Source organism: Aquitalea aquatica, from assembly GCF_013911085.1.
GTDB lineage: Bacteria > Pseudomonadota > Gammaproteobacteria > Burkholderiales > Chromobacteriaceae > Aquitalea > Aquitalea aquatica.
Map to the genome: position 1 here is coordinate 74,666 of NZ_JACERN010000026.1, position 26,193 is coordinate 100,858.

25 protein-coding genes are annotated in these 26,193 nt (G+C 58.4%); 20 read left to right on the top strand and 5 right to left on the bottom strand.

Annotation, left to right across the window (positions count from 1 at the left end):
* The 5 genes from H2Z84_RS09905 (at nucleotide 1) to H2Z84_RS09925 (ending at nucleotide 5,091) form a co-directional block, all read left to right on the top strand.
* On the top strand, nucleotides 1–624 hold the full coding sequence (locus tag H2Z84_RS09905) for a phosphoribosylanthranilate isomerase (protein ID WP_181835856.1): 624 nt from the start codon (nucleotides 1–3) through the stop codon (nucleotides 622–624).
* Entirely contained in the window at nucleotides 611–1,813 is a 1,203-nt protein-coding gene (gene trpB / locus H2Z84_RS09910) for a tryptophan synthase subunit beta (protein WP_181835857.1), read from the top strand. The genes H2Z84_RS09905 and trpB overlap by 14 nt, the downstream gene beginning before the upstream one ends.
* Nucleotides 1,814–1,831: 18 nt before the next feature.
* Nucleotides 1,832–2,620 (top strand): tryptophan synthase subunit alpha, encoded by a 789-nt coding sequence (trpA, locus tag H2Z84_RS09915; RefSeq protein WP_103525078.1) that lies wholly within the window; start codon nucleotides 1,832–1,834, stop codon nucleotides 2,618–2,620.
* Nucleotides 2,621–2,702: 82 nt separating this feature from the next.
* The gene (accD, locus tag H2Z84_RS09920) at nucleotides 2,703–3,572 is read left to right on the top strand and encodes an acetyl-CoA carboxylase, carboxyltransferase subunit beta (RefSeq protein WP_181835858.1); all 870 of its coding nucleotides are present in this window, start codon (nucleotides 2,703–2,705) and stop codon (nucleotides 3,570–3,572) included.
* Between the two features lie 118 nt (nucleotides 3,573–3,690).
* On the top strand, nucleotides 3,691–5,091 hold the full coding sequence (locus H2Z84_RS09925; protein WP_181835859.1) for a D-2-hydroxyglutarate dehydrogenase: 1,401 nt from the start codon (nucleotides 3,691–3,693) through the stop codon (nucleotides 5,089–5,091).
* A gap of 466 nt (nucleotides 5,092–5,557) precedes the next feature.
* Here H2Z84_RS09925 and H2Z84_RS09930 read toward each other — a convergent pair whose 3' ends face one another.
* Together H2Z84_RS09930 and tsaD are read right to left on the bottom strand one after the other, a co-directional pair.
* On the bottom strand, nucleotides 5,558–7,474 hold the full coding sequence (locus H2Z84_RS09930; RefSeq protein ID WP_181835860.1) for an ATP-binding cassette domain-containing protein: 1,917 nt from the start codon (nucleotides 7,472–7,474) through the stop codon (nucleotides 5,558–5,560).
* Nucleotides 7,475–7,520: 46 nt separating this feature from the next.
* The gene (gene tsaD / locus H2Z84_RS09935; protein WP_181835861.1) at nucleotides 7,521–8,546 is read right to left on the bottom strand and encodes a tRNA (adenosine(37)-N6)-threonylcarbamoyltransferase complex transferase subunit TsaD; all 1,026 of its coding nucleotides are present in this window, start codon (nucleotides 8,544–8,546) and stop codon (nucleotides 7,521–7,523) included.
* Nucleotides 8,547–8,668: 122 nt separating this feature from the next.
* Here tsaD and H2Z84_RS09940 point away from each other — a divergent pair, with 122 nt between their 5' ends.
* From H2Z84_RS09940 to flgL, 12 genes are all read left to right on the top strand, one after another.
* Entirely contained in the window at nucleotides 8,669–9,085 is a 417-nt protein-coding gene (locus tag H2Z84_RS09940; RefSeq protein WP_103525082.1) for an OsmC family protein, read from the top strand.
* Nucleotides 9,086–9,334: 249 nt separating this feature from the next.
* Complete coding sequence (gene flgB / locus H2Z84_RS09945) at nucleotides 9,335–9,745, top strand: flagellar basal body rod protein FlgB (protein WP_103525083.1); 411 nt, start codon at nucleotides 9,335–9,337, stop codon at nucleotides 9,743–9,745.
* A gap of 2 nt (nucleotides 9,746–9,747) precedes the next feature.
* Entirely contained in the window at nucleotides 9,748–10,158 is a 411-nt protein-coding gene (gene flgC / locus H2Z84_RS09950; protein ID WP_103525084.1) for a flagellar basal body rod protein FlgC, read from the top strand.
* 15 nt (nucleotides 10,159–10,173) lie between these two features.
* Nucleotides 10,174–10,878 (top strand): flagellar hook assembly protein FlgD, encoded by a 705-nt coding sequence (locus H2Z84_RS09955; protein ID WP_181835862.1) that lies wholly within the window; start codon nucleotides 10,174–10,176, stop codon nucleotides 10,876–10,878.
* A 39-nt stretch (nucleotides 10,879–10,917) separates the two neighbouring features.
* Complete coding sequence (gene flgE, locus H2Z84_RS09960; RefSeq protein WP_181835863.1) at nucleotides 10,918–12,156, top strand: flagellar hook protein FlgE; 1,239 nt, start codon at nucleotides 10,918–10,920, stop codon at nucleotides 12,154–12,156.
* 39 nt (nucleotides 12,157–12,195) lie between these two features.
* Nucleotides 12,196–12,936 (top strand): flagellar basal body rod protein FlgF, encoded by a 741-nt coding sequence (locus tag H2Z84_RS09965; RefSeq protein WP_181835864.1) that lies wholly within the window; start codon nucleotides 12,196–12,198, stop codon nucleotides 12,934–12,936.
* Between the two features lie 54 nt (nucleotides 12,937–12,990).
* Nucleotides 12,991–13,773: a flagellar basal-body rod protein FlgG gene (gene flgG / locus H2Z84_RS09970; protein ID WP_181835865.1), complete on the top strand. Its 783-nt coding sequence runs from the start codon at nucleotides 12,991–12,993 to the stop codon at nucleotides 13,771–13,773.
* 80 nt (nucleotides 13,774–13,853) lie between these two features.
* Entirely contained in the window at nucleotides 13,854–14,537 is a 684-nt protein-coding gene (locus H2Z84_RS09975) for a flagellar basal body L-ring protein FlgH (protein WP_181835866.1), read from the top strand.
* 27 nt (nucleotides 14,538–14,564) lie between these two features.
* Complete coding sequence (locus tag H2Z84_RS09980) at nucleotides 14,565–15,662, top strand: flagellar basal body P-ring protein FlgI (RefSeq protein ID WP_181835867.1); 1,098 nt, start codon at nucleotides 14,565–14,567, stop codon at nucleotides 15,660–15,662.
* An 89-nt stretch (nucleotides 15,663–15,751) separates the two neighbouring features.
* Nucleotides 15,752–16,735, top strand: coding sequence for a flagellar assembly peptidoglycan hydrolase FlgJ (gene flgJ, locus H2Z84_RS09985; RefSeq protein WP_181835868.1), 984 nt, complete (start codon nucleotides 15,752–15,754; stop codon nucleotides 16,733–16,735).
* A gap of 46 nt (nucleotides 16,736–16,781) precedes the next feature.
* Complete coding sequence (gene flgK / locus H2Z84_RS09990) at nucleotides 16,782–18,581, top strand: flagellar hook-associated protein FlgK (protein ID WP_181835869.1); 1,800 nt, start codon at nucleotides 16,782–16,784, stop codon at nucleotides 18,579–18,581.
* Between the two features lie 15 nt (nucleotides 18,582–18,596).
* Nucleotides 18,597–19,511 (top strand): flagellar hook-associated protein FlgL, encoded by a 915-nt coding sequence (gene flgL / locus H2Z84_RS09995; RefSeq protein WP_181835870.1) that lies wholly within the window; start codon nucleotides 18,597–18,599, stop codon nucleotides 19,509–19,511.
* 74 nt (nucleotides 19,512–19,585) lie between these two features.
* On the opposite strand, the gene astE is transcribed toward flgL, so the two are convergent.
* From astE to H2Z84_RS10010, 3 genes are all read right to left on the bottom strand, one after another.
* Nucleotides 19,586–20,599, bottom strand: coding sequence for a succinylglutamate desuccinylase (astE, locus tag H2Z84_RS10000; RefSeq protein WP_181835871.1), 1,014 nt, complete (start codon nucleotides 20,597–20,599; stop codon nucleotides 19,586–19,588).
* 100 nt (nucleotides 20,600–20,699) lie between these two features.
* A complete protein-coding gene (locus H2Z84_RS10005) occupies nucleotides 20,700–21,485 on the bottom strand; it encodes an enoyl-CoA hydratase-related protein (RefSeq protein ID WP_181835872.1) in 786 nt (261 codons plus the stop codon).
* Between the two features lie 46 nt (nucleotides 21,486–21,531).
* The gene (locus H2Z84_RS10010) at nucleotides 21,532–22,320 is read right to left on the bottom strand and encodes an alpha/beta fold hydrolase (RefSeq protein ID WP_181835873.1); all 789 of its coding nucleotides are present in this window, start codon (nucleotides 22,318–22,320) and stop codon (nucleotides 21,532–21,534) included.
* 191 nt (nucleotides 22,321–22,511) lie between these two features.
* Here H2Z84_RS10010 and H2Z84_RS10015 point away from each other — a divergent pair, with 191 nt between their 5' ends.
* The 3 genes from H2Z84_RS10015 (at nucleotide 22,512) to H2Z84_RS10025 (ending at nucleotide 26,110) form a co-directional block, all read left to right on the top strand.
* Nucleotides 22,512–24,335: a GGDEF domain-containing protein gene (locus H2Z84_RS10015; protein WP_258869359.1), complete on the top strand. Its 1,824-nt coding sequence runs from the start codon at nucleotides 22,512–22,514 to the stop codon at nucleotides 24,333–24,335.
* 307 nt (nucleotides 24,336–24,642) lie between these two features.
* Nucleotides 24,643–24,816, top strand: coding sequence for a hypothetical protein (locus tag H2Z84_RS10020; protein ID WP_181835874.1), 174 nt, complete (start codon nucleotides 24,643–24,645; stop codon nucleotides 24,814–24,816).
* Between the two features lie 112 nt (nucleotides 24,817–24,928).
* The gene (locus H2Z84_RS10025; RefSeq protein WP_181835875.1) at nucleotides 24,929–26,110 is read left to right on the top strand and encodes an ABC transporter ATP-binding protein; all 1,182 of its coding nucleotides are present in this window, start codon (nucleotides 24,929–24,931) and stop codon (nucleotides 26,108–26,110) included.
* Nucleotides 26,111–26,193 lie beyond the last annotated feature (83 nt).

A 26,193-nucleotide genomic window follows, 5' to 3' on the forward strand; every position in this document is an offset into this window, starting at 1 on the left:
GTGAGCATCAGAATCAAGATTTGCGGCATTACCCGGCCCGAGGATGGCGCAGAAGCCGCCCGCTTGGGCGCAGATGCCATCGGCCTGGTGTTTTATCCGAAAAGCCCGCGCAATGTCAGCCTGGTGCAAGCGCAGGCGGTGATTGCCGCCTTGCCGCCTTTTGTCAGTGTGGTGGCGCTGTTTGTCAACCCGGAGCGCGAGTGGGTGGAAGAGGTGCTGGCGCACTGCAGCATCGACATCCTGCAATTTCATGGTGAAGAGGCGGCTGCATTCTGCCGCTCTTTCCAGCGCCCCTATCTCAAGGCGGTACGGGTGAAGCCCGGACTAGACCTGACAGCGGCAGCCGCCCAATACCCGGACGCGCGTGGCCTGCTCACCGACGCCTTTGTCGAAGGCGCGCATGGCGGCACCGGTACTACCTTTGACTGGACTTTACTGCCAGCAAACCTGCCCCTGCCGTTGATTTTGTCCGGCGGGCTGGACGACCAGAATATCAAGCAAGCCGTGGCCGCAGTGCGGCCGGCGGCGGTGGATGTTTCCAGCGGTGTGGAAGCAGCCAAGGGAATCAAAGATGCTGCCAGAATGGCAGCGTTCATATCAGGAGCAAGGCATGGAGCGGTATGATCTTCCGGATGCAAACGGCCACTTTGGACCGTATGGTGGCGTCTATGTTGCCGAAACCTTGATGGCGGCACTGGACGAACTCAAGAACGAATACGAGCGCGTCAAGGCCGATCCGACTTTCTGGGAAGAGTTTCGCCACGAGCTGAAACACTATGTGGGCCGCCCCAGCCCCATCTACCACGCCAAGCGCTGGTCGGAGCAACTGGGCGGTGCGCAGATTTTCTTCAAGCGCGAAGACCTCAACCACACCGGCGCACACAAGATCAGCAATGCCATCGGTCAGGCTTTGTTGGCCCGCCGCATGGGCAAGAAGCGGGTGATTGCTGAAACCGGTGCCGGTCAGCATGGCGTCGCCACCGCTACCGTGGCTGCCCGTTATGGCATGGAATGTTTTGTCTACATGGGCGCCGAGGACATCAAGCGCCAGTCGCCCAATGTCTTCCGCATGAAGCTGCTGGGTGCCACCGTGGTACCGGTGGAGTCCGGCTCCAAGACCCTGAAAGACGCGCTGAACGAAGCCATGCGCGACTGGGTGACCAATGTCGACAGCACCTTTTACATCCTGGGTACGGCGGCCGGTCCGCACCCCTATCCGATGATGGTGCGTGACTTCCTGTCGGTGATCGGCGAGGAATCCAAGGAGCAGATGCCGGAAGTGGCCGGTCGTCAGCCGGATGTGGTGGTGGCCTGCGTCGGTGGCGGCTCCAACGCCATCGGCATGTTCTATCCCTATATCGGCGTGGATGGTGTACGCATGGTGGGTGTCGAGGCCGGTGGCCATGGCATTGCCAGCGGCATGCACGCTGCGCCGCTGTCCGGCGGTGCCGGCGTGGGCGTGCTGCACGGTGCCAAGAGCTATCTGATGCAGGATGCCAATGGCCAGGTTGTCGAGACACACTCGGTATCGGCCGGTCTGGATTACCCCGGTGTTGGCCCGGAGCATAGCTATCTGAAGGATATCGGCCGCGCCGAATACGTCGCCATCGACGACAAGGAAGCCTTGTCGGCCTTCCACGATTGCTGTCATCTGGAAGGCATCATCCCGGCACTGGAATCCAGCCATGCGCTGGCCTGGGCTGCCAAGGTGGCACCGACCATGGCCAAGGACAAGGTGATTCTGGTGAATCTGTCCGGGCGTGGCGACAAGGACATCAATACCGTGGCCGGCCTGGCCGGTATCACGCTGTAACAAGGCGAAGGAAGGCTTATGTCACGTATTGCTGCATGTTTTGCTGCCCTGGAGGGCAAGAAAGCACTGATCCCGTTTATCACTGCCGGTGACCCGCATCCCTCGCTGACCGTTGCGCTGATGCACGGCCTGGTGGATGGTGGTGCCGACATCATCGAGTTGGGGGTACCGTTTTCCGATCCGATGGCCGATGGCCCGGTGATCCAGCGTGCGTCCGAACGTGCGCTGGTGCACAAGGTAGGCCTGCGCGATGTGCTGGCCTTGGTAGCCGAATTCCGCCAGACCAATACCACCACCCCGGTAGTGTTGATGGGCTATCTCAACCCGGTGTTTGTCATGGGCTATACCGCCTTTGCCGAACAGGCCCACGCTGCCGGTGTGGATGGTGTGCTGACCGTGGACTGCCCGCCGGAAGAAGCGGCAGAACTGTCGGCGGCGCTGATTGCGGCGGATCTGGACCCGGTATTCCTGATTGCACCGACCACGCCGGAAGCGCGGGTGCGTGAAATCGCCCGCCATGCCCGTGGTTATGTCTACTATGTGTCGCTGAAAGGCGTCACCGGTGCAGGAAATCTGGACATTGACGATGTAGCGCGTAAAATTGCCGCCCTTAGAGCACATATTCAGGTTCCCATCGGCGTAGGCTTCGGCATTCGCGATGCCGCCACCGCCAAGGCCATCTCCGTGACGGCCGATGCCGTGGTGGTGGGGAGCCGACTGGTGCAGGAAATCGAGGCGGCTACAGAACAAACCGCCAAAGAGCGGTTGACCCGTCTGGTGGCCGAATTGAAGGCTGCCATTCTTTAAGGACACGCAAACGGGGTGACAACACCCCGTTTTACTGACAACCCGGCTTACCCGGCCGGGTTGTGTTGAGCAAGGAGTCAGCATGAGCTGGTTGAACAAGCTCCTGCCGCCGAAGATCAAGCGCGATTCCCGCGCTGACAAGCCTTCAGCGGTACCGGAGGGGCTGTGGAGCAAGTGCCCGGCATGTGAAGCCGTACTGTATTACACCGACCTGGAGAGCAATCTGCAGGTTTGCCCGAAATGTAATCATCACCACCCGCTGAATGCCCGTCAGCGGCTGGATGTCCTGCTGGATGACGAAGGCCGCCGTGAAATCGGTGCCGAGGTCAAGCCGGTCGACATCCTCAAATTCAAGGATGGCAAGCGCTATCCCGACCGTCTGGCTGCCGCACAAAGCAGCACCGGCGAAGACGATGCGCTGGTGGTGATGCAGGGCAGCATCCATTCCATGCCTGCTGTCGTCGCTGCTTTTGAGTTCCGTTTCATCGGCGGCTCCATGGGCTCGGTAGTGGGTGAGCGCTTTGTGCGCGGCGTACAGGCTGCCATCGAGGCCAAGGCACCGTTCATCTGCGTGGCGGCATCCGGTGGTGCTCGCATGCAGGAAGGCCTGAATTCGCTGATGCAGATGGCCAAGACCAGTGCTGCGCTGCAGTTGCTGACCGATCATCAGCTGCCTTTCATCTCGGTACTGACTGATCCCACCATGGGTGGCGTTTCTGCCTCCTTCGCCTTCCTCGGCGATGTGGTGATTGGCGAGCCGGGTGCGCTGATTGGTTTTGCCGGTCCGCGCGTGATCGAGCAAACCGTGCGCGAAACCCTGCCAGAAGGCTTCCAGCGTTCGGAATTCCTGCTGGAAAAGGGTGCCATCGACATGATCGTCGATCGCCGCGAACTCAAGCGCAAGATTGCCGAACTGGTATCCATCCTGCAAAAGCAGGGTGCTGTTGCCTGATTCTTGCTGACAGTCACGATGTGATGCAGGCCGCTTTCCTTCCTAAGGTAAGCGGCTTTTTTATTTGTTTTGCCGCGTGCTATGGTAGCCGCTGCCACTTTTCTGTCTGGATCTTGTCGTGCTCACCTCGCCCCAACTTTCTGCCTTGCAAGCCATCATTCCTGCTGAGCGTATTCATTGCGATGCCGATACGCTGGAGCGTTACGGCCAGGACTGGACCCGCTACACCAGGCCACAGGCCGCGGCAGTGGTGTTCCCGCTCAGTATTGAGGAAGTGCAGGCCGTGGTGCGCTGGGCCAATTCGCAGGGTGTTGCCATTGTGCCGTCCGGCGGTCGTACCGGCTTGTCCGGCGGTGCCGTGGCAGCGCAGGGCGAGGTGGTGTTGTCCTTCGAGCGGATGAATCGTATCGACCAGTTCGACCCGCTGGCGCGTACCGTACGCTGCCAGGCGGGCGTGGTCACGGCTGCGCTGCAGGCCTTTGCCCAGGAGCAGGGGCTGCTGTATCCGGTGGATTTTGCTTCCAGTGGCTCCAGCCAGATCGGTGGCAATATCGCCACCAACGCTGGCGGCATCCGCGTGGTGCGTTATGGCATGACCCGCGACTGGATTGCCGGCCTGACGGTGGTAACCGGCAGCGGTGAGCTGCTGCAGTGCAATCAGGGCCTCAACAAGAACAATAGCGGCTATGACTTCCGCCACCTGTTTATCGGTTCGGAAGGCACGCTGGGGCTGGTGGTGGAGGCCACGGTGCGCCTGTGTGATCCGGCACCACCCTCTGCGGTATTGCTGCTGGCCGTACCGCAATTGCCCGACATCATGGCGGTGTTCCATGCCTTTCGCAGCCGGCTCACCTTGCAAGCCTTCGAGTTTTTCTCCGATCAGGCCTTGACTCATGTGTTGGCAGCCGAGCAGGCGCAGCCACCACTAGCGGAGCGGCAGCCTTTTTATGTGCTGCTGGAGTGCGAATTGCCGCCATCGGCGGACGATGCGCCGGTGTTGCAGGCATTTGAGCATTGCCTGGAGCAAGGCTGGGTGGTGGATGGTGTGCTGGCGCAGTCGCAGCAGCAGGCCAAGGCGCTGTGGCGCTTGCGCGAGGGCATCAGTGCTGCCATTACGCCGCGTACACCTTACAAGAACGACATCGCGGTGGTGATCAGCCGGCTGCCGGATTTCGTGTCGCGGCTACAAGCCTTGCTGGCCCGTGATTACCCGGATTTCGAAGTGCTGTGGTATGGCCATATTGGCGATGGCAATCTGCATATCAATGTGCTGAAGCCTGAAAGCTGGGCACTGGAAGAATTTCGTCATGCCTGTGAGGCGGTTAACAAGCAGGTATTTGCTCTGGTAGCCGAGTTTGCTGGCAGCATGTCGGCCGAGCATGGCGTAGGGCTGTTGAAGCGCGATTATCTGGGGGTAACGCGCAGTGCTGCCGACATTGCACTGATGCGCGGGGTCAAGGCGGTATTTGATCCCAATAACATCATGAATCCGGGCAAGTTGCTGCGCCGCGCAGGGTAGGCTGTTACTGCTGGGTGGAGCGGTGCTTGGACTGCCATCTTGATGGCATATATTTTTTCATAATGGCTGCTGAAAAAATAAAGATAAGCAGAATATATCCATTAATATCAATGGTTTGTGTTTATTTCTTGCAATCTGGCAGGCAGGGAAGTACCCAGGACAGATAATCAGTAGCCAACTTGACCTATTCTGCCTTTTTAGTGAGCAGTTTCGGCAAGTTGTTAAGGTAAAAAGACTTTTTTTATTTGTTCAGTACTTATCCACAGAGTTATCCGCTGATTGCTGTGGATAATTGCAGCCGGCGGCAAGAGGCATGGGTCGGTGGCACCGGCCCAGCCGCGCTGGTGGCAAGCTTTAGCGCCGCTAAGCAAAAACTGTTGCGGCCTTGCGCCTCCTGGCCATACTGCTGCTACTGTCGGCGTCGGCGCGCCTTGCCCCAGCGGTGCAAGGCACTTGTTAGCCGCGTTTAGTCCGCGCTGTCCATGTTGTTTTCCAGCGCTTCCAGTTCTTCTTGCAGCAGCATCCAGTCTTCCTCTACCTGGGCCAGTTCACTGCTGACCACGCCCAGCCGTTTGACCGCCTCGGCCAGCTTGCTTTTGTTGGCATCCGAGTAGGCTTCTTCGCCAGACATGAAGGCGTCCAGCTGGTTTTTTTCACTGCTGAGCTGTTCCAGCTGCTTTTCCAGCTTGGCGAGCTTGCTCAGTAGCGGCTTTTTCAGTTGGGCCAGCTTTTGTCGGGCTTCGGCTTCCTGCCGCTTCTGTTCCTTGCGGTTGACCGCCTGGGCGTCGCCGCTGGACGGTTTGCCGCTTTCTGCCAGCTGGGCCAGCCGCCACTGGCGATAGTCTTCCAGATCGCCGTCAAACGGGGTGACCGTGCCGCCGCTGACCAGCCAGAACAGGTCGGTGGTGGACTCCAGCAGGCTGCGGTCGTGGGAAACCACGATCAGCGCACCGGAGAAGTCCTGCAGGGCCAGCGTCAGCGCGTGGCGCATTTCCAGGTCCAGATGGTTGGTCGGTTCGTCCAGCAGCAAGAGATTGGGCTTTTGCCAGACGATCATCGCCAATGCCAGCCTGGCCTTTTCGCCGCCGGACATCGGGCCGACCAGGTCGGTCGCGTTGTCACCACGGAAATTGAAGCCGCCCAGAAAGCTGCGCAGTTCCAGCTCGCGTGCGGTGGGGGCCAGTCGTTGCATATGCTGCAGCGGCGACTCGTCCACGCGCAGGGTTTCCAGCTGGTGCTGGGCAAAATAGCCAATCTTCAGCGTTTGCGCCTTGATCAGCTCGCCCGCCTGTTGCGGCAGGTCGCCCGCCAGCAGCTTCACCAGCGTGGATTTACCGGCACCATTCACCCCCAGCAGGCCAATGCGGCTGCCGGCTTCCACTGACAGCGACAAGCCTTGCAAGATGGTGGTGGCACCGTAGCCGATATTCACCTTGTCCAGCCGCAATAGCGGGTTAGGCAGATTGTCCGGGCTGTCGAAGTGAAAATCGAAGGGCGATGCCACGTGAGCCGGAGCGATACGCTCCAGTTTTTCCAGTGCCTTGACTCGGCTTTGCGCCTGTTTGGCCTTGGTGGCCTTGGCCTTGAAGCGGGTGATGAAGGATTCCAGATGGGCAATCTGGCGTTGCTGCTTGTCGAACTCACCCTGCTGGCGCGCCAGCTTTTCCGCACGCATGGTTTCAAACTGGCTGTAATTGCCGGTGTACAGCGTCAGGGTCTGGTTGGCCACTTCGGCGATATGGCTGCAGATGCTGTCGAGGAAATCGCGATCATGCGAGATGATCAGCAAGGTGCCCGGATAGCTTTGCAGCCAGTCTTCCAGCCACAGCACGGTTTCCAGATCCAGGTGGTTGGTCGGTTCATCCAGCAGCAGCAGGTCGGAGCGGCACATCAGCGCCTGCGCCAGGTTCAGCCGCATGCGCCAGCCGCCGGAGAAGCTTTTGACTGCACGCTGGTGGGCTTCGGTGGCGAAGCCCAGGCCGGTCAGCAGCTTGGCGGCGCGGGCCGGGGCGGAGTAGGCCTCGATGCGCGCCAGTTCGCCGTGCAGATGACCAATGGCGCTGCCATCGTCGCGCGCTTCGGCAGCGGCGAGTTCAGCCTCCAGCTGGCGTAGCTCGTGGTCGCCATCCAGCACGTAATCGATGGCCGCGGTATCCAGTGCTGGCGTTTCCTGCGCCACATGGGCCATCACCCATTGCTTGGGGATGTCAGCATCACCGCCATCGGCATGTAATTCGCCCTTGAGCAGGGCAAACAGGCTGGATTTGCCGACACCATTGGCCCCGACCAGGCCGGTTTTGTAGCCGGGGTTCAGGGTCAGGCTGGCGTTGACCAGTAATTCTTTCAGGCCGCGACGCAGGCTGAGGTTTTTCAGTTGGATCATGATCGGGTTGTCAGGCCGACGCAGCAGGCTGCGCCGGCGGGGTGATTTAGGCAGCGGGCAGGCCGGACAGGTCCCAGCGTGGTTTGATTGAATAGCTGCCGGGTGCTGTGGCGTATTGCAGTCGCATGGCGCCGGCAAAGGCAATCATGGCGCCGTTGTCGGTACACAGGGCTAGAGGCGGGTAGAACACCTCCAGCTTGCGCCGGGCCGCAGCCTGATCCAGTGCGGCGCGCAGCTGCTTGTTGGCACCTACGCCACCAGCCACCACCAGCTTTCTCATGCCGGTCTGTTTCAGGGCTTTCAGCGATTTGCTCACCAGCACTTCGACGATGGCATCCTGAAAGGCGCGGCAGATGTCTTTGCGCGTTTGTTCGTCGATCTGGCCATGCTCGGCTTCCACCTGCTTGCTCAATGTCAGCACGGCAGTCTTGAGGCCGGAGAAGCTCATGTCCAGGTTGTCGCTGTGCAGCATGGGGCGTGGCAGATTGAAGCGGGTCGGATCTCCCTCTTCGGCGAGACGCGACAGCAGCGGGCCGCCGGGATAGGGCAGCCCCAGCAGTTTTGCCGTCTTGTCGAAGGCTTCGCCGGCTGCATCGTCCAGGGTTTCGCCCAGCACCTCGTACTGGCCGATGCCGCGTACGGCCATCAGCTGGGTGTGGCCGCCGGAAACCAAGAGGGCGATGAAGGGAAAGTCCGGCCGCGGCTCCGCCAGCAGCGGCGACAGCAAATGGCCTTCCAGATGATGGACGCCGATCACCGGAATGTTCAGGCCAAAGGCCAGTGCATTGGCCACGCTGGCCCCTACCAGCAGGGCACCGCCCAGGCCGGGGCCCTGGGTGTAGGCAATGGCATCCACATCGGCCAGGGTCTTGCCAACTTCAGCCAGGCAGGCTTCGGTGAGCGGGATGACCCGGCGGATGTGGTCGCGGCTGGCCAGTTCAGGCACCACGCCACCGTATTCGGCGTGCATGGCCATTTGCGTATGTAGTTGGTGGGCAACCAGGCCCGCCGTGAGGTCGTACAGTGCAACGCCGGTTTCGTCGCACGATGATTCGATTCCAAGTACCAGCATGATGGCTTTATAACAGGTCAATCTTTCCATTTTACCGGTGAATCTTTGTCTGCCCAAATCGGGAATGATAGTCTGTGGCGATTAAGCGGATTTGCGCTGAACAAAAGCGGAAGGATGGAGCAGTGAAAGCAAGACTCAAATGGGTGGATGGCGTGTGCTTCATGGGCGAGAGCGGTAGCGGCCATGCGGTGGTGATGGATGGTGCACCGGAAGGCGGTGGCCGCAATCTGGGGCCGCGTCCGATGGAGTTGCTGCTGCTGGGTACCGCCGGCTGTACCAGTTATGACGTGATTTCCATCCTGAAAAAATCCCGCCAGCAGGTGACCGATTGCTGGGTGGAGATGGAAGCCGAGCGCGCCGAGACCGAACCCAAGGTATTCACCAAGATCCATTTTCATTTTGTGGTGACTGGGCGGGATCTCAAGCCCGAGGTGGTGGAGCGGGCCATCAAGTTGTCGGCCGAAAAATACTGCTCGGCCTCTATCATGTTGGGCAAGACGGCAGATATCAGCCACGATTTCGAGCTGCGCGCAGACTAGCAGCTGTTTGCCGGCTGTTTTTCAAGGCCGAATCAAAACCGCCGACGCCCTGGGCCGTCGGCGGTTTTGTTTTGGTGGCAGCGGCAGCGGGGCGCAGATGGCGGCAAAACTTGCCGCTCCTGCCGGTGGATGGGGCTTGCCTGGTGGTTGGTGGATAGGTTGAGTCCAATAAAATCAATGGTCTGTATGGGTTGTTTGTTCTGGCACAGTTCCTGCTAAGGATGGGGACGTATTCAAGGAGGTAAGGTCATGTTGGACAAGATTGGCAAGGAATTCGATTTTCAGCAGCGAGCGCTCAATCTGCGCGCCTATCGCCAGGAAGTCATTGCCAGCAATGTGGCCAACGCCGATACCCCCAATTACAAAGCAGTCGATTTTGATTTCAAGCAGGCCTTGCAGTCGGCACAGGATGGACAGGGCAAGCTGGCGATGAATGTGACCGATACACGCCATCTGGCTGGTACGGGTGCTGGCAGTGCTGGCAAACCCGCTGTGCAGTATCGCAATGCGGTACAGCAAAGTCTGGACGGCAACACGGTGGATATGGATGTGGAGCGTGCGGCCTTTGCCGATAACGCCTTGCAATACCAGACCACGCTCACCTTCCTGAGTAAACGTATTTCCAGTCTGAATACCGCCATTACCGGTGGAGGCCAGTAACCATGTCGCTCGCTAATATTTTCGCCATTTCCGGTTCGGCGCTGACTGCCCAGTCCATGCGTCTGAACGTGGTGGCCAGCAATATCGCCAATGCGGAAAGTGCCACCAGCTCTACCGGTCAGCCTTACAAGGGCCGCCACGTAGTGTTTACCGCCTTGCCGGTATCCGCTGATCAACCGCAAGTGGCTGGTGTGCGGGTGACTTCCATCGTGGAAGACCAGACCCCGCCGCGGCTGAAGTACGACCCCAGCAACCCTCTGGCGGACGAAAAGGGCTATGTCAACATGCCCAATGTCAATCCGGTTGAGGAAATGTCCGACATGATTTCCGCCTCGCGCTCGTATCAGACCAATGTGGAAATGATGAATACCGCCAAAACCCTGCTGCAGAAGACCCTGCAGCTTGGACAGTGATGAAAGGCAGCAGCCATGACCAGCTCGGTTAATTCCTCGGCCAATCCGTATGCGATGCTGAACGGCAGCTCCAGCACATCTGGCAGCAGCACCAGCTCGACCAATGCCAATACCGATACCAGTGCGCAGGGTATCCAGGATCGCTTTCTCAAGCTCTTGGTTACGCAGTTGCAGGCGCAGGATCCGATGAATCCGATGGATAACAGCCAGATCACCAGCCAGATGGCGCAGATCAGCCAAGTATCGGGTATGCAGACGCTTAACACGGCTATGCAAAGCCTGGTGCAGTCGCAGGCTGCCAACCAGTCGCTGATGGCTGCCACCATGATCGGCAAGCAAGCACTGGTGCCGGGCAATGCGCTGAGCCTGACCAGTGGTTCCAATGTGCAGGGTGCGGTGAATCTGAGTGGCGCAGCCACTGACTACACCGTCAGTATTGCTGATGCCAATGGCAATGTGGTGGATACCCTCACAGTGAAGAGCCCTAGCAGCGGACTTAACTCTTTCAACTGGGATGGCACGGATGCCAACGGTAAACAGTTGCCTAGCGGTAAGTATACCTTCAGTGCCAAGGCTACCAGTGCCAGCAGCGCTGCGGTGACGGCTACGCCGTATGCCAATCAGGCGGTAACCGCGGTCAGCTGGGCTAGCGGCTCGCCGCAACTGATCATGAAAGACGGGACCAGCGTGGGTCTGGCTAACGTTGCACAGCTGTCTTAATCAAGTCATTAGCGCAAACAGGTTTCGGGGAGTAATAACATGGGTTTTCAACAAGGTTTGAGCGGTCTGAATTCGGCGTCCTCGCAGCTGGATACCATCGGTAACAACGTATCCAACGCCAGCACTGTCGGCTTCAAGAGTTCGCGCACCGAGTTTGGCGATCTGTTCTCCACCAGCTTTTATGGTGTGGCCAATACCAGCGCCGGCATCGGCTCGCAGGTGAGTGCGGTCACCCAGTCTTTCAGTGCTGGTAACATCACCCCGACTGGCCGCAGCCTCGACCTTGCCATCAACAACAACGGCTTTTTCATTGTGCGGCAGAATCCGACTTCTACCACCGGTTCGCTGGCCTATACCCGCAATGGACAATTCCAGGTGGACAAGGATGGTTACATCGTCAATGGCAACGACCGCCTGCAAGGCTGGATGGCCAATAATGGCGTGGTAACCCAGGGCCCGGTAACCGACCTGAAGCTGCAAACCAATCTGATTTCGCCGGCAGTCACTACCAAGGTCACCATGGGCGTGAATGTGGATTCGCGCTTGTCGCCGCCGACGGTCACGCCGTTGAATCCGACCAATACCAACAGCTTCAACTGGTCGAATGCCGCACAGGTGTATGACAGCCTGGGTAATCAGCACAATCTGACCCTGTATTACGTCAAGGGCACCGCTACCACCACCGGCACGCCGTGGACGGTAACTGCCTATGTTGATGGCAGCCCGGCTAGCGGTACCAATACCTACACCATGAATTACGATACGTCCGGCAATCTGACCAATACCACGCCGTTCAGTGTCACTTTCTCCCCGACTCCGGTAAATGGCTCTTCGGCACCGGTTACCTTTACCGTCGATTACACCGGCTCCACCCAGGTGGCACAGGCATCAGGTACACCTACTGAAACGGTAGATGGTTATGCCCCGGGTACGCTGAGCAGCATGAATATCGATACCCATGGCAATATCATGGCCAGTTTCTCCAATGGCCAGAACAAAGTCATCGGTCAGGTGGCTCTGGCGACCTTTACCAACTCGCAAGGTCTGCAAAACGAAGGCGGCAACCGCTGGCAGCAAACGCTGGCTTCCGGTGTGCCAGCCTACAATGCGCCGGGCTCGGGTAACTCCGGTACCGTGCAGTCGCAAGCGCTGGAGGACTCTAATGTGGACCTGACCTCCGAGCTGGTGAACATGATTACCGCACAGCGCTTCTATCAGGCGAATGCCCAGACCATCAAGACCGAAGACACCTTGATGCAGACCATCATCAATCTGTAATTGATGTCAGCCAGATCAGCCTAAGGAAGCGGGGAAACAATGGATAAGATGCTGTACCTGGCCATGACCGGTGCCAAACACATCGATTTGCAGCAAGCCACCACGGCCAACAATCTGTCCAATGCCAATACCAATGCCTTCAAGGCCGATCTGGCCTCCTTCCGTGCGCTGCCGGTGGTTGGTCCTGGTGCACCAACCCGTACTTATGTGGTGGACAATACCATTGGCCATGACATGAGCCAGGGCAGCCTGATGCATACCGGCAGTCCCAGCGACTTTGCCCTGGGTTCACCCGGTTTCTTTGCGGTGCAGGCATCGGATGGCAGCGAAGCCTATACCCGCGACGGCGGCTACGTGCTGGACGCTAACGGCATGATGCGCACCCGCAGTGGCCTGCCCATCACCGGTGATGGTGGTCCGATTACCGTACCCTCCGGCTATCGGGTGCAACTGGGGCAGGATGGTTCGGTGGTGGGCGTGCCGCAGAATGGTAAAGACCGCACCCCGCAGCTGCTGGGGCAGATCAAGCTGGTGAATCCCGCGGTGAAGGATGTGTATAAAGGCCCGGATGGATTGTTCCGCATGAACGGGGGCGATACCGCCACTGCCGATACCTCGGTCAAGCTGGTACCGGAAACGCTGGAAGCCAGTAATGTCAATGCGGTGGAAAGCCTGGTGCAGATGATCTCGCATGGTCGCCAGTACGACATGAATATCAAGCTGATGACCAATGCTGATCAGAATGATCAGAAAGCCACTCAGCTGCTGGCCATCGGCTAAGGCCTGGTCACTACAACACTGATAACAAATCAAGAATTCTGAGGAAATACCGCCATGATGCGTGCGCTTTATGTTGCCAAGACCGGGATGGACTCCAGCCAGTTCAATCTGGATGTGATTTCCAACAACCTGGCCAACGTCAACACGGTTGGTTTCAAGCGCGGGCGCGCCATTTTCGAAGACCTCTATTATCAGACCTTGCGCCAGCCGGGTGCGCAGCTGGCTGACGGCAGCACCACGCCCACCGGTTTGCAGGTGGGTACTGGCGCCACTGCCGTGGCCACCGCCAAGAACTTCACCCAGGGCAATATGACGCAAAGCAGTCAGCCGTTGGACTGGGCGATTACCGGTGACGGTTTTTTCCGCATCCAGCGCCCGGATGGCACCACGGCCTATACCCGTGATGGCGAGTTCAAGCGCAATTCCAGTGGCGACATCGTCACCTCGGATGGCTATCAGTTGAACCCCAATATCAATATCCCCAGCACAGCCTCGCAAATTACTGTTTCCACCGCAGGTGTGGTGCAGTATTTCCTGCCCAATAATCCGGCACCGCAAACCGCCGGCACCATTCAGCTGACGACGTTCATCAATCCACAAGGTCTGGAAAGCGTTGGTAATAATCTGTACTTGCAGAGTGCTTCTTCGGGCGATCCGCAGGATGGTGATCCGGGTACGGATAGTCGTGGATTGGTCATGCAGGGTTTCCTGGAAGGTTCCAACGTCAACGTGACGGAAGAGCTGGTCAACATGATTACCGCGCAGCGTTCGTTTGAAATGAATTCCAAGGCGATCACCACCGCAGACCAGATGCTGCAGAAGCTGACGCAGATGTAAGCTGCCGGTTCTGCTGGCGGTGTTTAAAAGCTAAAATTCGGTTCTGGCTGATGGCCGGCAGGCGGTGCGAGGAGGGCGGGATGAAAATGCTGAAATGGATGATACCGGGTGTGCTGGCCTTGATGCTGGCCGGCTGTGCGGCGCAGGAACCGCCGCTGGTGACGCTGCCGATGACCGCCCGGCCGCAACCGCAAGCCAGTACCTTGCCGGCCAATGGTTCCATCTTCCAGACAGGCAGTTACCGTGCCATGTTCGAAGACAAGATGCCGGCGCTGGTGGGCGATACGCTTACCATCACCATTCAGGAAAAGTCTTCGACTTCGCAATCGGAACAAACCACCGCTACGCGTTCTTCTGCACTCAATGAAAGCCTGAATAGTGGTATCCAGCTGCCTTTTGTGCCCGGCGGCCTGGGCAAGGGCATGGGTGCTTCCATTACCGGCAGCGGATCGGCCAGCAATACCGGCAAGGGGACCAATCAGGTAGCCACCACCTTTGTCAGCTCGATTACCGTTACCGTGATCGAAGTGTTGGCCAATGGCAATCTGGTCGTGAGCGGTGAAAAAGTGGTACGCATCAATGGCGATACCGAATCCATTCGCCTGTCCGGGGTAGTCAACCCGCGAGATATCTCCGCCGATCGCTCGGTATCCTCGCTCAAGGTGGCCGATGCCCGTATCGAGCAGGAAACCAAGGGCAATAACCGTCTATACAACGAGCCGGGCTGGCTGGCCAAATTTTTCCTGAGCATCATCCCCATCTGAATGATGCGGCTCGGGCTGGATGACATGATGAATAAATTGTTGCTGGCAGCATTGCTGCTGATGCTGGGGGGGCAGGTGCTGGCTGCCGACCGGCTCAAGGACATTACCAATATCGCCGGCGTGCGCTCCAACCAATTGCTGGGTTATGGCTTGGTAGTGGGGCTGGATGGTAGCGGCGACAAGGTGACTTCCTCGCCGTTTACCGGTCAGTCGCTATCGAACATGCTGACCCAGTTGGGTGTGCAGATTCCGCCTGGAACCAAGGTCGATCCCAAGAACGTGGCGGCAGTCAGCCTGACTGCCACCTTGCCGGCCTTTGCGCGCAAAGGCCAGGCGCTGGATGTCACCGTGTCTTCGATTGGCGATGCCAAGAGCCTGCGCGGTGGCACCTTGCTGCTGTCACCACTTAAGGGTGCTGACGGACAGATTTACGGCATGGCTCAGGGCAATGTGCTGGTGGGTGGCGCGGGAGCGGCTGCTGGTGGCAGCAAGGCCCAGGTCAATCAGCTCAGTGTGGGGCGGATTGCTGGTGGTGCCACGGTGGAGCGTGAAGTGCCTACGGCGCTGGGGAGTGGCGAATTTATCAATCTGGAATTGCAGGAAGCCAATTTCACCACGGCCAACCGTGTGGTGCAGGCTATCAACAAAGCATTCGGCGGTGGGACTGCCCGGGCAGTGGATGGTGGCATGGTGGAAGTGCGTGCCCCCTTCGATTCCAATCAGCGGGTACAGTTTCTGTCGCGAATGGAAAATCTTGCCGTCGACCCGGCAGAAGTTTCCCCTCTGGTCATCATCAACGCCCGTACCGGCTCTATCGTGATGAATCAGGCAGTCCAGCTTGAGCCATGTGCAGTGGCGCACGGTAACCTGACAGTGACCATCAGCAATACGCCTCAGGTGAGCCAGCCGCCGGCACTGTCCGGTGGGCAGACGGTTGCCACCAACCAGACCAGCGTCAATGTCAGCAGTGATGGTGGCAAGGTGCTGAAAGTAGCCAAGAGCGCCAATCTCAACCAGGTTGTCTCTGCATTGAATGCGCTGGGAGCTACCCCGCAAGACTTGATTTCCATTCTGCAGGCAATGAAGGCTGCCGGGTCGCTCAAGGCGGATTTGCAGATCATCTGACGCTTGTTTTGCTTGCTGTCAAAGGCCCCGGTTACGGGGCTTTTTTCATTGGCCCGCTTCTTGCTTTTAGCCGGGTGGAGGAGTGAAGAATGACGACGCAGTTTTCCAGTACCTATTCGGCAAGCGATGCCCTGAACCAGCAACTGGCGGTGGATCCCACCCAGATGTCCAGCCTGCGTTCGCGCATGGCCAAGGACCCCAAGGGGGCGGCCAAGGAAGCAGCGTCGCAGTTCGAAGCCCTGTTGATGGGAACCATGCTGAAAACCATGCGCGAGACCAAGTTTGACGACGAGGGCGATTCAGCCATGGATACTTACCGTGGCATGCTGGATCAGCAGATGGTGCAGTCGCTCAGTCATGCTGGCGGGATGGGAATTGCTGATCTGGTGTACAAACAGATCGCCAAACAGTCCGGCTTTGATCCGGGTACGGATGCCAGCAAATTGCGTCCGTCGGCCAATAGCCCGGTACTCCCCACGCGCGTGATGCAATCGGCTGGCGTGAAAGCCTATCAGGCAGCACAGAGCGAGGCGGCTAGTGCCGGTCTGCTTCCGAATGCTGCGGCTGCGACAACGGTTCCAAGCAGCAGCCCGGTTGCCAGTGGTGATGGCAAGAGCTTCATTCAGGGCATGTTGCCGCATGCACGCAATGCAGCTTCGCAACTGGGTGTGGCACCAGAGTTCGTGGTGGCGCATGCCGCGCTGGAAAGCGGTTGGGGTAAACGTGCTATTCGCAATGCAGATGGCAGCAATTCGCACAATCTGTTCGGTATCAAGGCCACAGGCGACTGGCAAGGCAAGTCCACCAGCATTACCACCACCGAATATGTGAATGGCACTGCACAGAAGAAGGTGGAGAAGTTCCGTTCGTATGATTCCTATGCGGATGCATTCAGCGATTACGCCAGCCTGTTGAAAGGTTCTCCGCGGTATCAGGCCGCGTTGAATCAGGGGCGTAATGTGCAGGGCTTCGCTCAGGGCTTGCAAAACGGTGGTTATGCCACCGATCCGCGCTATGCGCGCAAACTGGTGGATGTGGCCGCTTCGTTGGCGCAGCAATCGGTGCGCTCTTGATTAAAGTTTCAGCAGTTGCGGTCGATAAAACAGCAGAGAGGCGATAATGGGCTCAAACATTTTTTCCATTGGCGTTAGCGGCCTGAATGCAGCACAAACTGCGCTTTCTGTTGTCGGCCAGAACATTTCCAATGCCAATACCCCGGGCTATAACCGTCAGGTCATGAGTCAGGCGGCGCGCATGCCACAGCAGGAAGGCTTCGGCTACCTGGGGCAGGGGGTGGACATCACCGGTGTCAGCCGCATCTACGACAAATATCTCGATTCGCAAGTATTGAACGCACAGGCGGGCAGTAACTTCTATTCCAGCCAGTTGTCGCAGCTGAATCAGATCAACAATCTGCTGGCCGATCCGACGGTGGGGCTGAATAATTCTTTTCAGAGCTTTTACAGCAGCCTGCAGACCTTGTCGCAAGATCCGTCGTCTATTCCCAGCCGGCAAACCGTGGTCAATATGTCGCAGGCGCTGGTGTCCAACTTCACCGCCATCGGCAACAATTTGTCCCAGATGCAAGCTGGTGCCAATTCGCAGATTACCAGTACCGTCAACAGCATCAATGCACTGGCTCAGAATATTGCAGACCTGAACAACCAGATCGCTGCTGCCGCCGCCAGCAATAGCCAGCAACAGCCCAACGACCTGATGGATCAACGCGATCAGGCCATGGAGCAGTTGAACAAGCTGGTGAGTGCCAAGTCGGTGGCACAGTCGGATGGTACTTACAGCGTGTTTATCGGTAATGGTCAGGCGCTGGTCCTGGGCAACCAGGTAAACAAGCTGGGTACCCAGACTGATCCTGCCAACCCGCTGAATGTGCAAGTGACCTACCCCAATCCCAATGGCACTGCCACGGTGATTCCCAGCTCGGCGCTGTCGGGTGGCCAGCTGGCTGGTTATATGTCTTTCCGCGACGGTACATTGCTGAGCACCCAGCAAAAGCTCGGCACCCTGGCCATCGACTTCACCACGGCAATGAATTATCAGAATCAGCTGGGGCGTGACTTGTCGGGTAATCAGGGCGGGCAGATCTTTGCTGACATGAGCAGCTACGCCACCCATCCGCAAGATGCCGTGGCCAATATGCAGCTGCTGCTGGCCGATCCGTCAAAGCTGGCTGCGTCTTCGTCCTTGCGGCTGGGGGCGGGTGGTATAACGCCTGCCGGCACCGGTGTGACCTTGTCCGGAGTCTGGGCCAGCATGCCTGGCACCTATGGTTGGGCCAATACCTCGACGCCGCCTTCGACCACAACACACCCGGTCACCGGTATGACTGGCATGACCATCAATGCCACTTCGGCTACCAGTATTACCGCGACCTTGGCTGGCGGACCAGATAATGGCCAGACCTTTAACGTCGTGCCAGACCCGACCATCTCTAATGGCTACAAGCTGGTGGACAGTGCCACGCCGGCCAATGATCTGGGTATCAAGTTCCAGCTGTCCGGCCAGATGCAGGCTGGCATGACCATTAATGTCTCGCCGGTGCCAACGGGTACTGCCGTTATCGGTAATGGCAATAATCTGGCGGAGATGATGGGGTTGCAAACGCGCAAGATCGTTGATGAAAACAAGGACGGCACCAATAGCGGCTTGCAGTCATTCCAGACTTATTACTCCACCACGGTCAGCTATGTGGGGAATGCCACCAATACGGTGAAGCTGGCCTCAACGGCGCAGACCACCTTGCTGCAACAGGCCACGACCTCGCGTTCCAATGTCAGCGGGGTGAACATGGATCAGGAAGCTGCTGACCTGATCAAGTATCAACAGGCTTATCAGGCGTCTGGCAAGGTGCTGCAGATAGCGCAGACACTATTCCAGCAAATCCTGCAAATGGGCGGCTGAGCTGAGGGTTGAATCATGAGAATCAGTACCGCAACATCCTATATGACCGGCACCTACGACATGCAATCGCTGCAGTCGCAATTGCAATCGCTGCAGATGCAGCTGGATACCCAGAAGCGGGTGGTGACCCCCGCTGATGATCCGGTTGCGGCAGCACGCATTTTGCAGCTGAATCAGTCGGATGGTATGAACAGCCAGTTCGTCACCAATACCAAGGCGGTGGAGTCCACCTTGTCATTGGCCGAATCCCAGCTGACCAATGCGTCGAATCTGCTCACCAGCATCAAGGCAGTAGCCATCCAGGCGGGCAATACCGTGCTGTCCTCGGACCAGTTGCTGATGATCCAGAAACAGGTGCAGGAAGGTATTGCCGAAATGACCGGTTATGCCAACGCCACCGATGGCAAAGGCAATTACCTGTTTAGCGGCGACAAGGTGGATACGCCCCCTTATGTGCTGGATGCCACCTACACCGCGACTTATCAGGGGGATACTGGTCAGCGCAATGTGCCTATCAGTGCCTCGCGCAGCATGCAGATATCCGATGCCGGCAGCAATGTGTTTGGCAACGCCTCCAGTGCGACTGCGGTGTTTGATGCGCTGAAGTCATTGAATGATCTGTTGGCCCAGAATCCCAAACCGGCCAATTACAGCACTTCCATGGGTGCTATCGTGACATCGCTGGATACCGCACAGAAAAACCTGTCTACCAATATCGCGTCGATTGGTGCGCGCCGGCAGGAAAACCAGAGCGTGCAGGACATGGGCACCCAGCTTGGGCTGCAGTACAAGTCCGGCATCAGTGATCTGCAGGATCTGGACATGCCCAGCGCCATTACCAGCTTCACCCAGACCCAGACTTCATTGAAATACAGCCAGCTGGTGTACAACAAGGTCACCAGCCTGTCGCTGTTCAACTATATGTCCTGAGTCTTCCTGCATGGCTTACCAAGAAAATGGCCACCCTTTGGGTGGCCATTTTCATTGCGGGGGCGGGAGCAGCATCAGGCGGTGAGCGTGGCCGGCTCCACTACGATGCCGGCACGCAATCCTGGTTTCACCGTGGGGTTGGGAAACAGGATGCGTTCCTCGCCGCCGCAGGCGATGTAGCGCTGTGTGCCATCTTCGGCAATGAGAAAGCCATCCGGCAGGACAGTAAAATTTTCCACACTGGCGGCCAGGTGCAGGCGGAAGGCTTCGCTGTGCTTGATCAGGTCGTACTTGGCACAGAATAAGGGGTAGTCGCCATCGCGATAGTCGGGCAGGGCGGGTGTGCTGTCGTCCAGCAACTGGTGCAGGGCGTGATTGATGCCGGCAAAGCGGCTAAGGTCGTTCTCGCCAAAGGGCCTGGCCTTGCCCAGCTCCAGCGTGAAGGCATGGGCCTGATGCTGCTGGCTGGTGTAGTAGCTGAAGGTGTTGGCCGGCTTGCTGTGCAGCAATACGGCTTCGATGCCGCAATGTTTCAGCCAGGCCAGTTGGCTGCGTCGGTGCGTGCGCCCATGCAAGAAGGGATAGATGGCAAATTTTTCGTAGACCGAACCGCGAATGGCGGTGTGCAGGTCGTAATGCAATTTGGGGTTGTTTGGGCCTGCCTGAGCAAAAAAGCGGCTGGCGTGTTGCTCCAGCAGCGCGGCGCGTTCGGCTTCACGTAGTCCGGCATGTTGCTGATGGGCGCCATTGAACAGGCGGTTGAGATCGTAATCCAGATAGCGCTCACCGCAACGCATGGCTTGCGGATTGCCGAACAGCACCAGCAAGGGATGGTGCAAGCGCAGCTGGCCGCTGGCGATATCGGCCAGGATGCCATCCACTACTTCGACGGGCGCGGTTTCGTTGCCGTGTATGCCGCAGGACAGCAGGATGTAGCTGTAGTTGGCAGCCGGTGTGGTCGGGCGCAGTTCGACGGCGCTGTCATCATGCCAGTGGGCGGTGACACCGTGCGCCAGTGTCCAGCTGGTTTCCGCCAGCGCTGCCGGCTGCAGTACCTGCTGCAGAAAACGAGAATGCGAGGTGGTCATGGGCTATCCGTGCGGAGGGAAGGGCTGATTGTAACCATTCCCGCATGGCTTGAAGCCGGCATGCCGCGCATTTGAACGCGGATGCCGTATATGGGCAAACTCAGTCTATCCAGCCGGGTTTGCGCATTTCCAGAAAAGCCTTGACCCCTTCCTGGCCTTCTTCGCTGCGCCGCAGGGCGACGATGCGATCCACCGTCAGCGCGATGACTTCCGGGCCGATATCGCGGTGTTCGATGTCACGGATCAGCTGTTTGGCGGCAATCATGGCATGCGGGCCGTTCAGTAGCAGTTGGCGGCACATGTGATCGACGGCATCGTCCAGTTCGTCGTTTTCCACGGTCTGGTGGATGAGCCCCAGCCGGCGGGCTTTGCCGGCATTGATGCGCTCGGCGGTAACAAAATAGCGCCGCGCGGCGCGCGGGCCGATGGCGCGCACGATATAGGGTGCGGCCAGTGCCGGAATGATGCCCAGCTTGACGTCAGAAAAGCAGAACAGGGCCTCGGACACGCTGATGGAGACATCGCAGCAGGCGATGAGCGCCGCGCCAATACCGAAGGCCGAGCCTTGTACCCGGGCGATGGTGGGTTTGGGCAGGTGGTCCAGCGTTTCCAGCAGGGTAGACAGGCGCTGGGCATCGCGCCGCAGCTGGGCTTCGTCGTAGTCGGTCAGGCGGCGCATCCAGGCGCTGTCGTGGCCGGCGGAAAAACTGATGCCTTCGCCAGTCAGGATCACGGCGCGGATGCTGTCGTCTTCTGCCAGGGTTTGCAGGGTGGCGGTGAGCAATTCCACCATTTTGTCATCCAGTGCATTGTGCAATTCGCCGCGATTCAGGGTAACGGTTGCAATGCCCTGTGGGCTGACCTTGAGCAGTACGGCTTCTTCCATCAGGTTCTCCTCGGTATTCATCTTGTTGTAGTGGCGCAGGGCCAGCTTAGGGCTGGCAAAAGCGGAAAATGCTGCGCACAAAGGCTTCAGCAGCTTCGATATGCAGCACATGGGCGGCATGTGGCAGCAGCTCCAGCGTGGCACCGCTAATGCGTTGTTGCAGCAGGTGGGCTTGATAAAGCGGCGTCAGGCGGTCTTCTTCCCCCAGCAGGATGTGGCAGGGCAGCTTGATCTGTTGCAGCCAGTTGCGCGCATCGTGCTCCTTGACGCCATTGATCAGCCGGATGACGGCATCCCAGTCCACCATGCCGGCCATGACTTTCATATCGTCTAGCATGGCGGCATTGGCTGCCAGGAAGCGGCTGGAAAACAGCCAGGGCACGCTGGCGTTGTAACGTAAGTCCAGGCCACCGATGGCATTGGATTCGATCCAGCTCTGGCTGATGCGGTTGTTGACCTCGTCCGACCAGGCCAGGGTGGAGGCCAGCAGCAACTTGTGCAGGCGCTGGCCATGGCGGTGGGCGAAATGCTGCGCCACCATGCCGCCATAGGACAGGCCCACCAGATAGACTTTTTCCAGCTGCAGAGCGTCCAGCAAGGCCGCGGCCAGATCAGCCTGCTCGGTCAGCGCGTACTTTTCCGTCACCGGCTTGTCGCTCTGGCCCTGGCCGAGAAAATCCAGCCGCAACAGCTGGTACTGGCTTTCCAGTGCCGGGGTCATCAGGGTCCAGGCCGGAGTCGACATGGTGATGCCATTGAACAGCAACAGGGTGTGCTGGCCTTGTCCGGTCAGTTCGTAGAACAGTGAATGTCCATTGAGCGTGATGTGTGGCATGGGCGGCTCCTGTGCGGGCTTGCCTGACCGCCGGCTGGCGGGTCTCTGGTTTCATTCTAGGCTGCATTGCAGCAGGCCGGCCAGCGAGAGACGCGGTTTTGCTGGCGATATGGGTGTCAGGTCACCAGATTGTCATTTGAAAAGTTTAAAGTGCTGCCATGGTAAATGGCGGGATGGCTTGATAATCGGGTATGAACTGTATGTCTCAGACGGAAGTGGCGGAGCTGGAGCAATCAGCCTCCCGCTGTCAGGAGCTGGAGCTGATCATCAATGAAAGGCGCTTGCAGCCGGTGTTTCAGCCCATTGTTGATCTGGAAAGCGGCATCATCCTCGGTTACGAGGGCTTGATCCGTGGCCCTTCCAACAGCCCGTTGCATGCCCCCGTCAGCCTGTTTGACCAGGCCGAGCGCTGCAATATGACCGTGATGCTGGATCGCACCTGCCGCCAGGTCACCATGGAACGCTTTGTCGAACTGGCACTGTCCGGTTTGCTGTTTCTGAATATCTGCCCGGCTACCTTGCTGGCTCCCGAGCATCGGCACGGCGAAACACTGTCCTTTCTGGAAAAAATAGGGCTGGCAGCCGAACGCATCATTATCGAGGTCACCGAAACCACGCCTGGTGGCAGCTATACCGCCTTGCGCTGTGCCACCGAGCATTATCGCGATCACGGCTTCCGTATTGCGCTGGATGATCTGGGTGAGGGCTTTTCCAATTTGCGACTGTGGTCAGAACTGCGGCCGGATTTCGTCAAGCTGGACAAGCACTTTGTGCAACAGCTGCATCTGGACCCGCTCAAGGAGCAATTTGTCCGCTCCATGGTGGATATCGCGCGTCAGTCTGGCGCCATGCTGGTGGCCGAGGGCATAGAAACCGTGGCCGAGCTGCGCACGCTGCAGCGGCTGGGCGTGCGCTATGGCCAGGGTTACCTGCTGGCCCGACCCAGCGCGGTGCCCGCGCTGGATCTGCAAATTCATGTCAAAGGTGTGGCGTGGTCGGGCAGTCGGCCACGGCTGCCATGGCAAGTGCCTGCGGTAGCGCGTGATTTGCTGCAGGAAGTGCCCTACCTGGAGCCCAAGCTGCCCAATGAGGCAGCCTACCGGATTTTTGCCAGCGACCCGGCGCGCTTTGCCATTCCGGTAGTCGAGCATGGCGTGCCCATTGGCCTGCTGCGCCGCCACCATCTGCTGGAAAGCTTTGCCCGGCCATTCAATCGCGAACTGTTCGGCAAGAAACCCTGCACCATGATGATGGACAAGCAGCCGCTGATTGTCAGTGCCGACATCAATGTGCACGAGCTGTCGGCACTGGTGGTGGCTTCGGAACAGCGCTATCTGGTGGATGGCTTCATCATTACCGAAAACGGGCGTTATCTGGGCATGGGCACCGGCTTTGCACTGATGCGCAAGATGACCGAGCTGCAGATTTCCGCCGCCCGCTATGCCAACCCCTTGACCGGCCTGCCCGGCAATGTGCCGCTATCCGAAGCCATCGATCGTCTGCTGGAAGCCCGGCTGCCGTTTGTGGTGGCGTATGCCGATCTGGACAATTTCAAGCCCTTCAACGACCTGTATGGTTATGCGGCTGGTGATGAAATGATTCAGTTGGTGGGACGTTTGCTGATGGAGTGCGCAGACCCGGACCGGGATTTTGTCGGCCATGTCGGCGGCGATGATTTTGCGCTGTTATTCCAGTCTGCAGACTGGCAAGACAAATTGCAGAGCATGCTGCAGGAGTTCGATCGCAGTGTGCGCAGTTTTTTTGATCCGTCGCACCTGGCCGCCGGGGGCTTTGAAATGAGCGGTCGCAATGGCGAGCCGATGCGTTTTCCGCTCACCAGCCTGTCGGTGGGGGTGGTGCGGGTGAGCCCCGGCCAGTACCCCAGCCACTATGAAGTTGGCTCGGCCACCGCCGAGGCCAAGAAACAGGCCAAAAAGCAGGCGGGCAGCTCCTTGTTCGTCGAGCGGCGGCACCTGTTGCCGACTCAGGGAAACACGCTGCAAATGGGCGTTTGATGAATTAAACAAGCAGCAGAATTTTGCCGGTTTTGTATCAAATATTTTCTGGCATGGTGAGTTTTTTACCAAAATAAAGGCGCTGTGAGGCTGGGAAGCCACATTGCAGCACCACTTTTGATCAAGTTTCGTGTTGAGGCTTGTCAAATTTATTAAACGTAAGCTAGGCTTCTCTCCAGCAAAAGAGCAGCGGTAAAGACTGCTCTGGGTGGTAGTGCAGGCATTCTTGTCAGGCGCATGCGGTTTGCCCCTTGTCAGTAGCGCCTGCAAGTATCACCACGTACGGGAGAGTAGGGGAGGAGCCAGCATGAAATACGCTACCGCAGATATTGCCGTCCATGATGACAGCACAGGTCACGCCTGTTTTTGCCAGCCTCCTCGAAATGTTATCGTTTCCGATTTGATCGTTTTTCCCGCTTTTTTCCTTACTGGCTACTGCCCATCCGGGTTGGGTACTGGTATTGTTTTGAAAGCGGATTAGGTGCGAGTGGGAGGAGCAGCCCGGCTGCCCTTTCTGGAAGCTGACCCGATAATCAGGTCGCGAACACGCGAAATCAGCCGCCAAGGCTGGAATAGTTGGAGGGAGCAAAATCATGACGGATGCTGTAGCGGCCAATAAGCCGGTTCAATCAGTTGCGGGCGCACAGGCTGCCAAGCAGGTTCAGAGCGTGCAAGCCAATGACAAACCCTATCTGCGCATCAGCGGAGTGGTGAAGAAGTTTGGTGACAACGTTGCCGTTGACCATGTCGATCTGGATATTCGACAACACGAAATTTTCGCCCTGCTGGGTAGTTCCGGCTGCGGCAAGTCCACCCTGCTGCGCATGCTGGCGGGCATGGACTCCCCGACCTCGGGCAAGATCATTCTGGATGGCGAAGACATCATTGGTCTGGAGCCGTACGAGCGCCCGGTCAACATGATGTTCCAGAGCTATGCGCTGTTTCCGCACATGACCGTGGCCGAGAATATCGCTTTCGGCCTGAAGCAGGACAAGCTGCCCAAGGGTGAGATCAGTGCCCGTGTCGATGAAATGCTCGATCTGGTTCAGATGCGCAAGTACGCCAACCGCAAGCCGCACCAGCTGTCCGGTGGCCAGCAGCAGCGTGTGGCCCTGGCCCGCAGTCTGGCCAAGCGTCCGAAACTGTTGCTGCTGGATGAACCGCTGGGCGCACTGGACAAGAAGCTGCGCCAGCAAACCCAGCTGGAACTGGCCAACACCATCGAAAAAGTGGGCGTGACCTGCATCATGGTGACCCATGACCAGGAAGAAGCCATGACCATGGCCGACCGTATCGGCATCATGAGCGAAGGCAAGCTGCTGCAAGTGGGCACCCCGACCGAAATCTACGACTACCCGAACTGTCGTTTCACTGCCGAATTTATCGGTGAAACCAATATGTTCGAAGGCGCAGTGACGGTGGACGAGGCCGACCGCGTGGAAATCTCCTCGCAGGAGCTGGGTGGCGTGGTGCGTATCGACCACGGCATCACCGGGCCCAAGGGCATGCATGTATGGGCCAGTGTGCGCCCGGAAGATGTGCGCCTGGACCGCAAGCCGGTGGCTGCCGGCCCGAACATGGCATCCGGTGTGGTGGAAAATATCGCCTATATGGGCAGCTACTCCATCTTCCATATCAAGCTGGCCAGCGGCAAGATCGTCAAAACCGTGGTGCCGTCCTCGCGCTGGTACGATGCCGATGAAACCGCCCCGACCTGGGGGGATCCGGTATTTGTCAGCTGGCGTGCCGATGTGCCGGTAGTGCTGACTCAGTAAGCGACGCCAACAAAGCCGGGTAGCTGCACCGCGGCTACCGGGGTGTTGTGAGTGGAGCGCAGTCTGCCCCACACAGGCCAAGA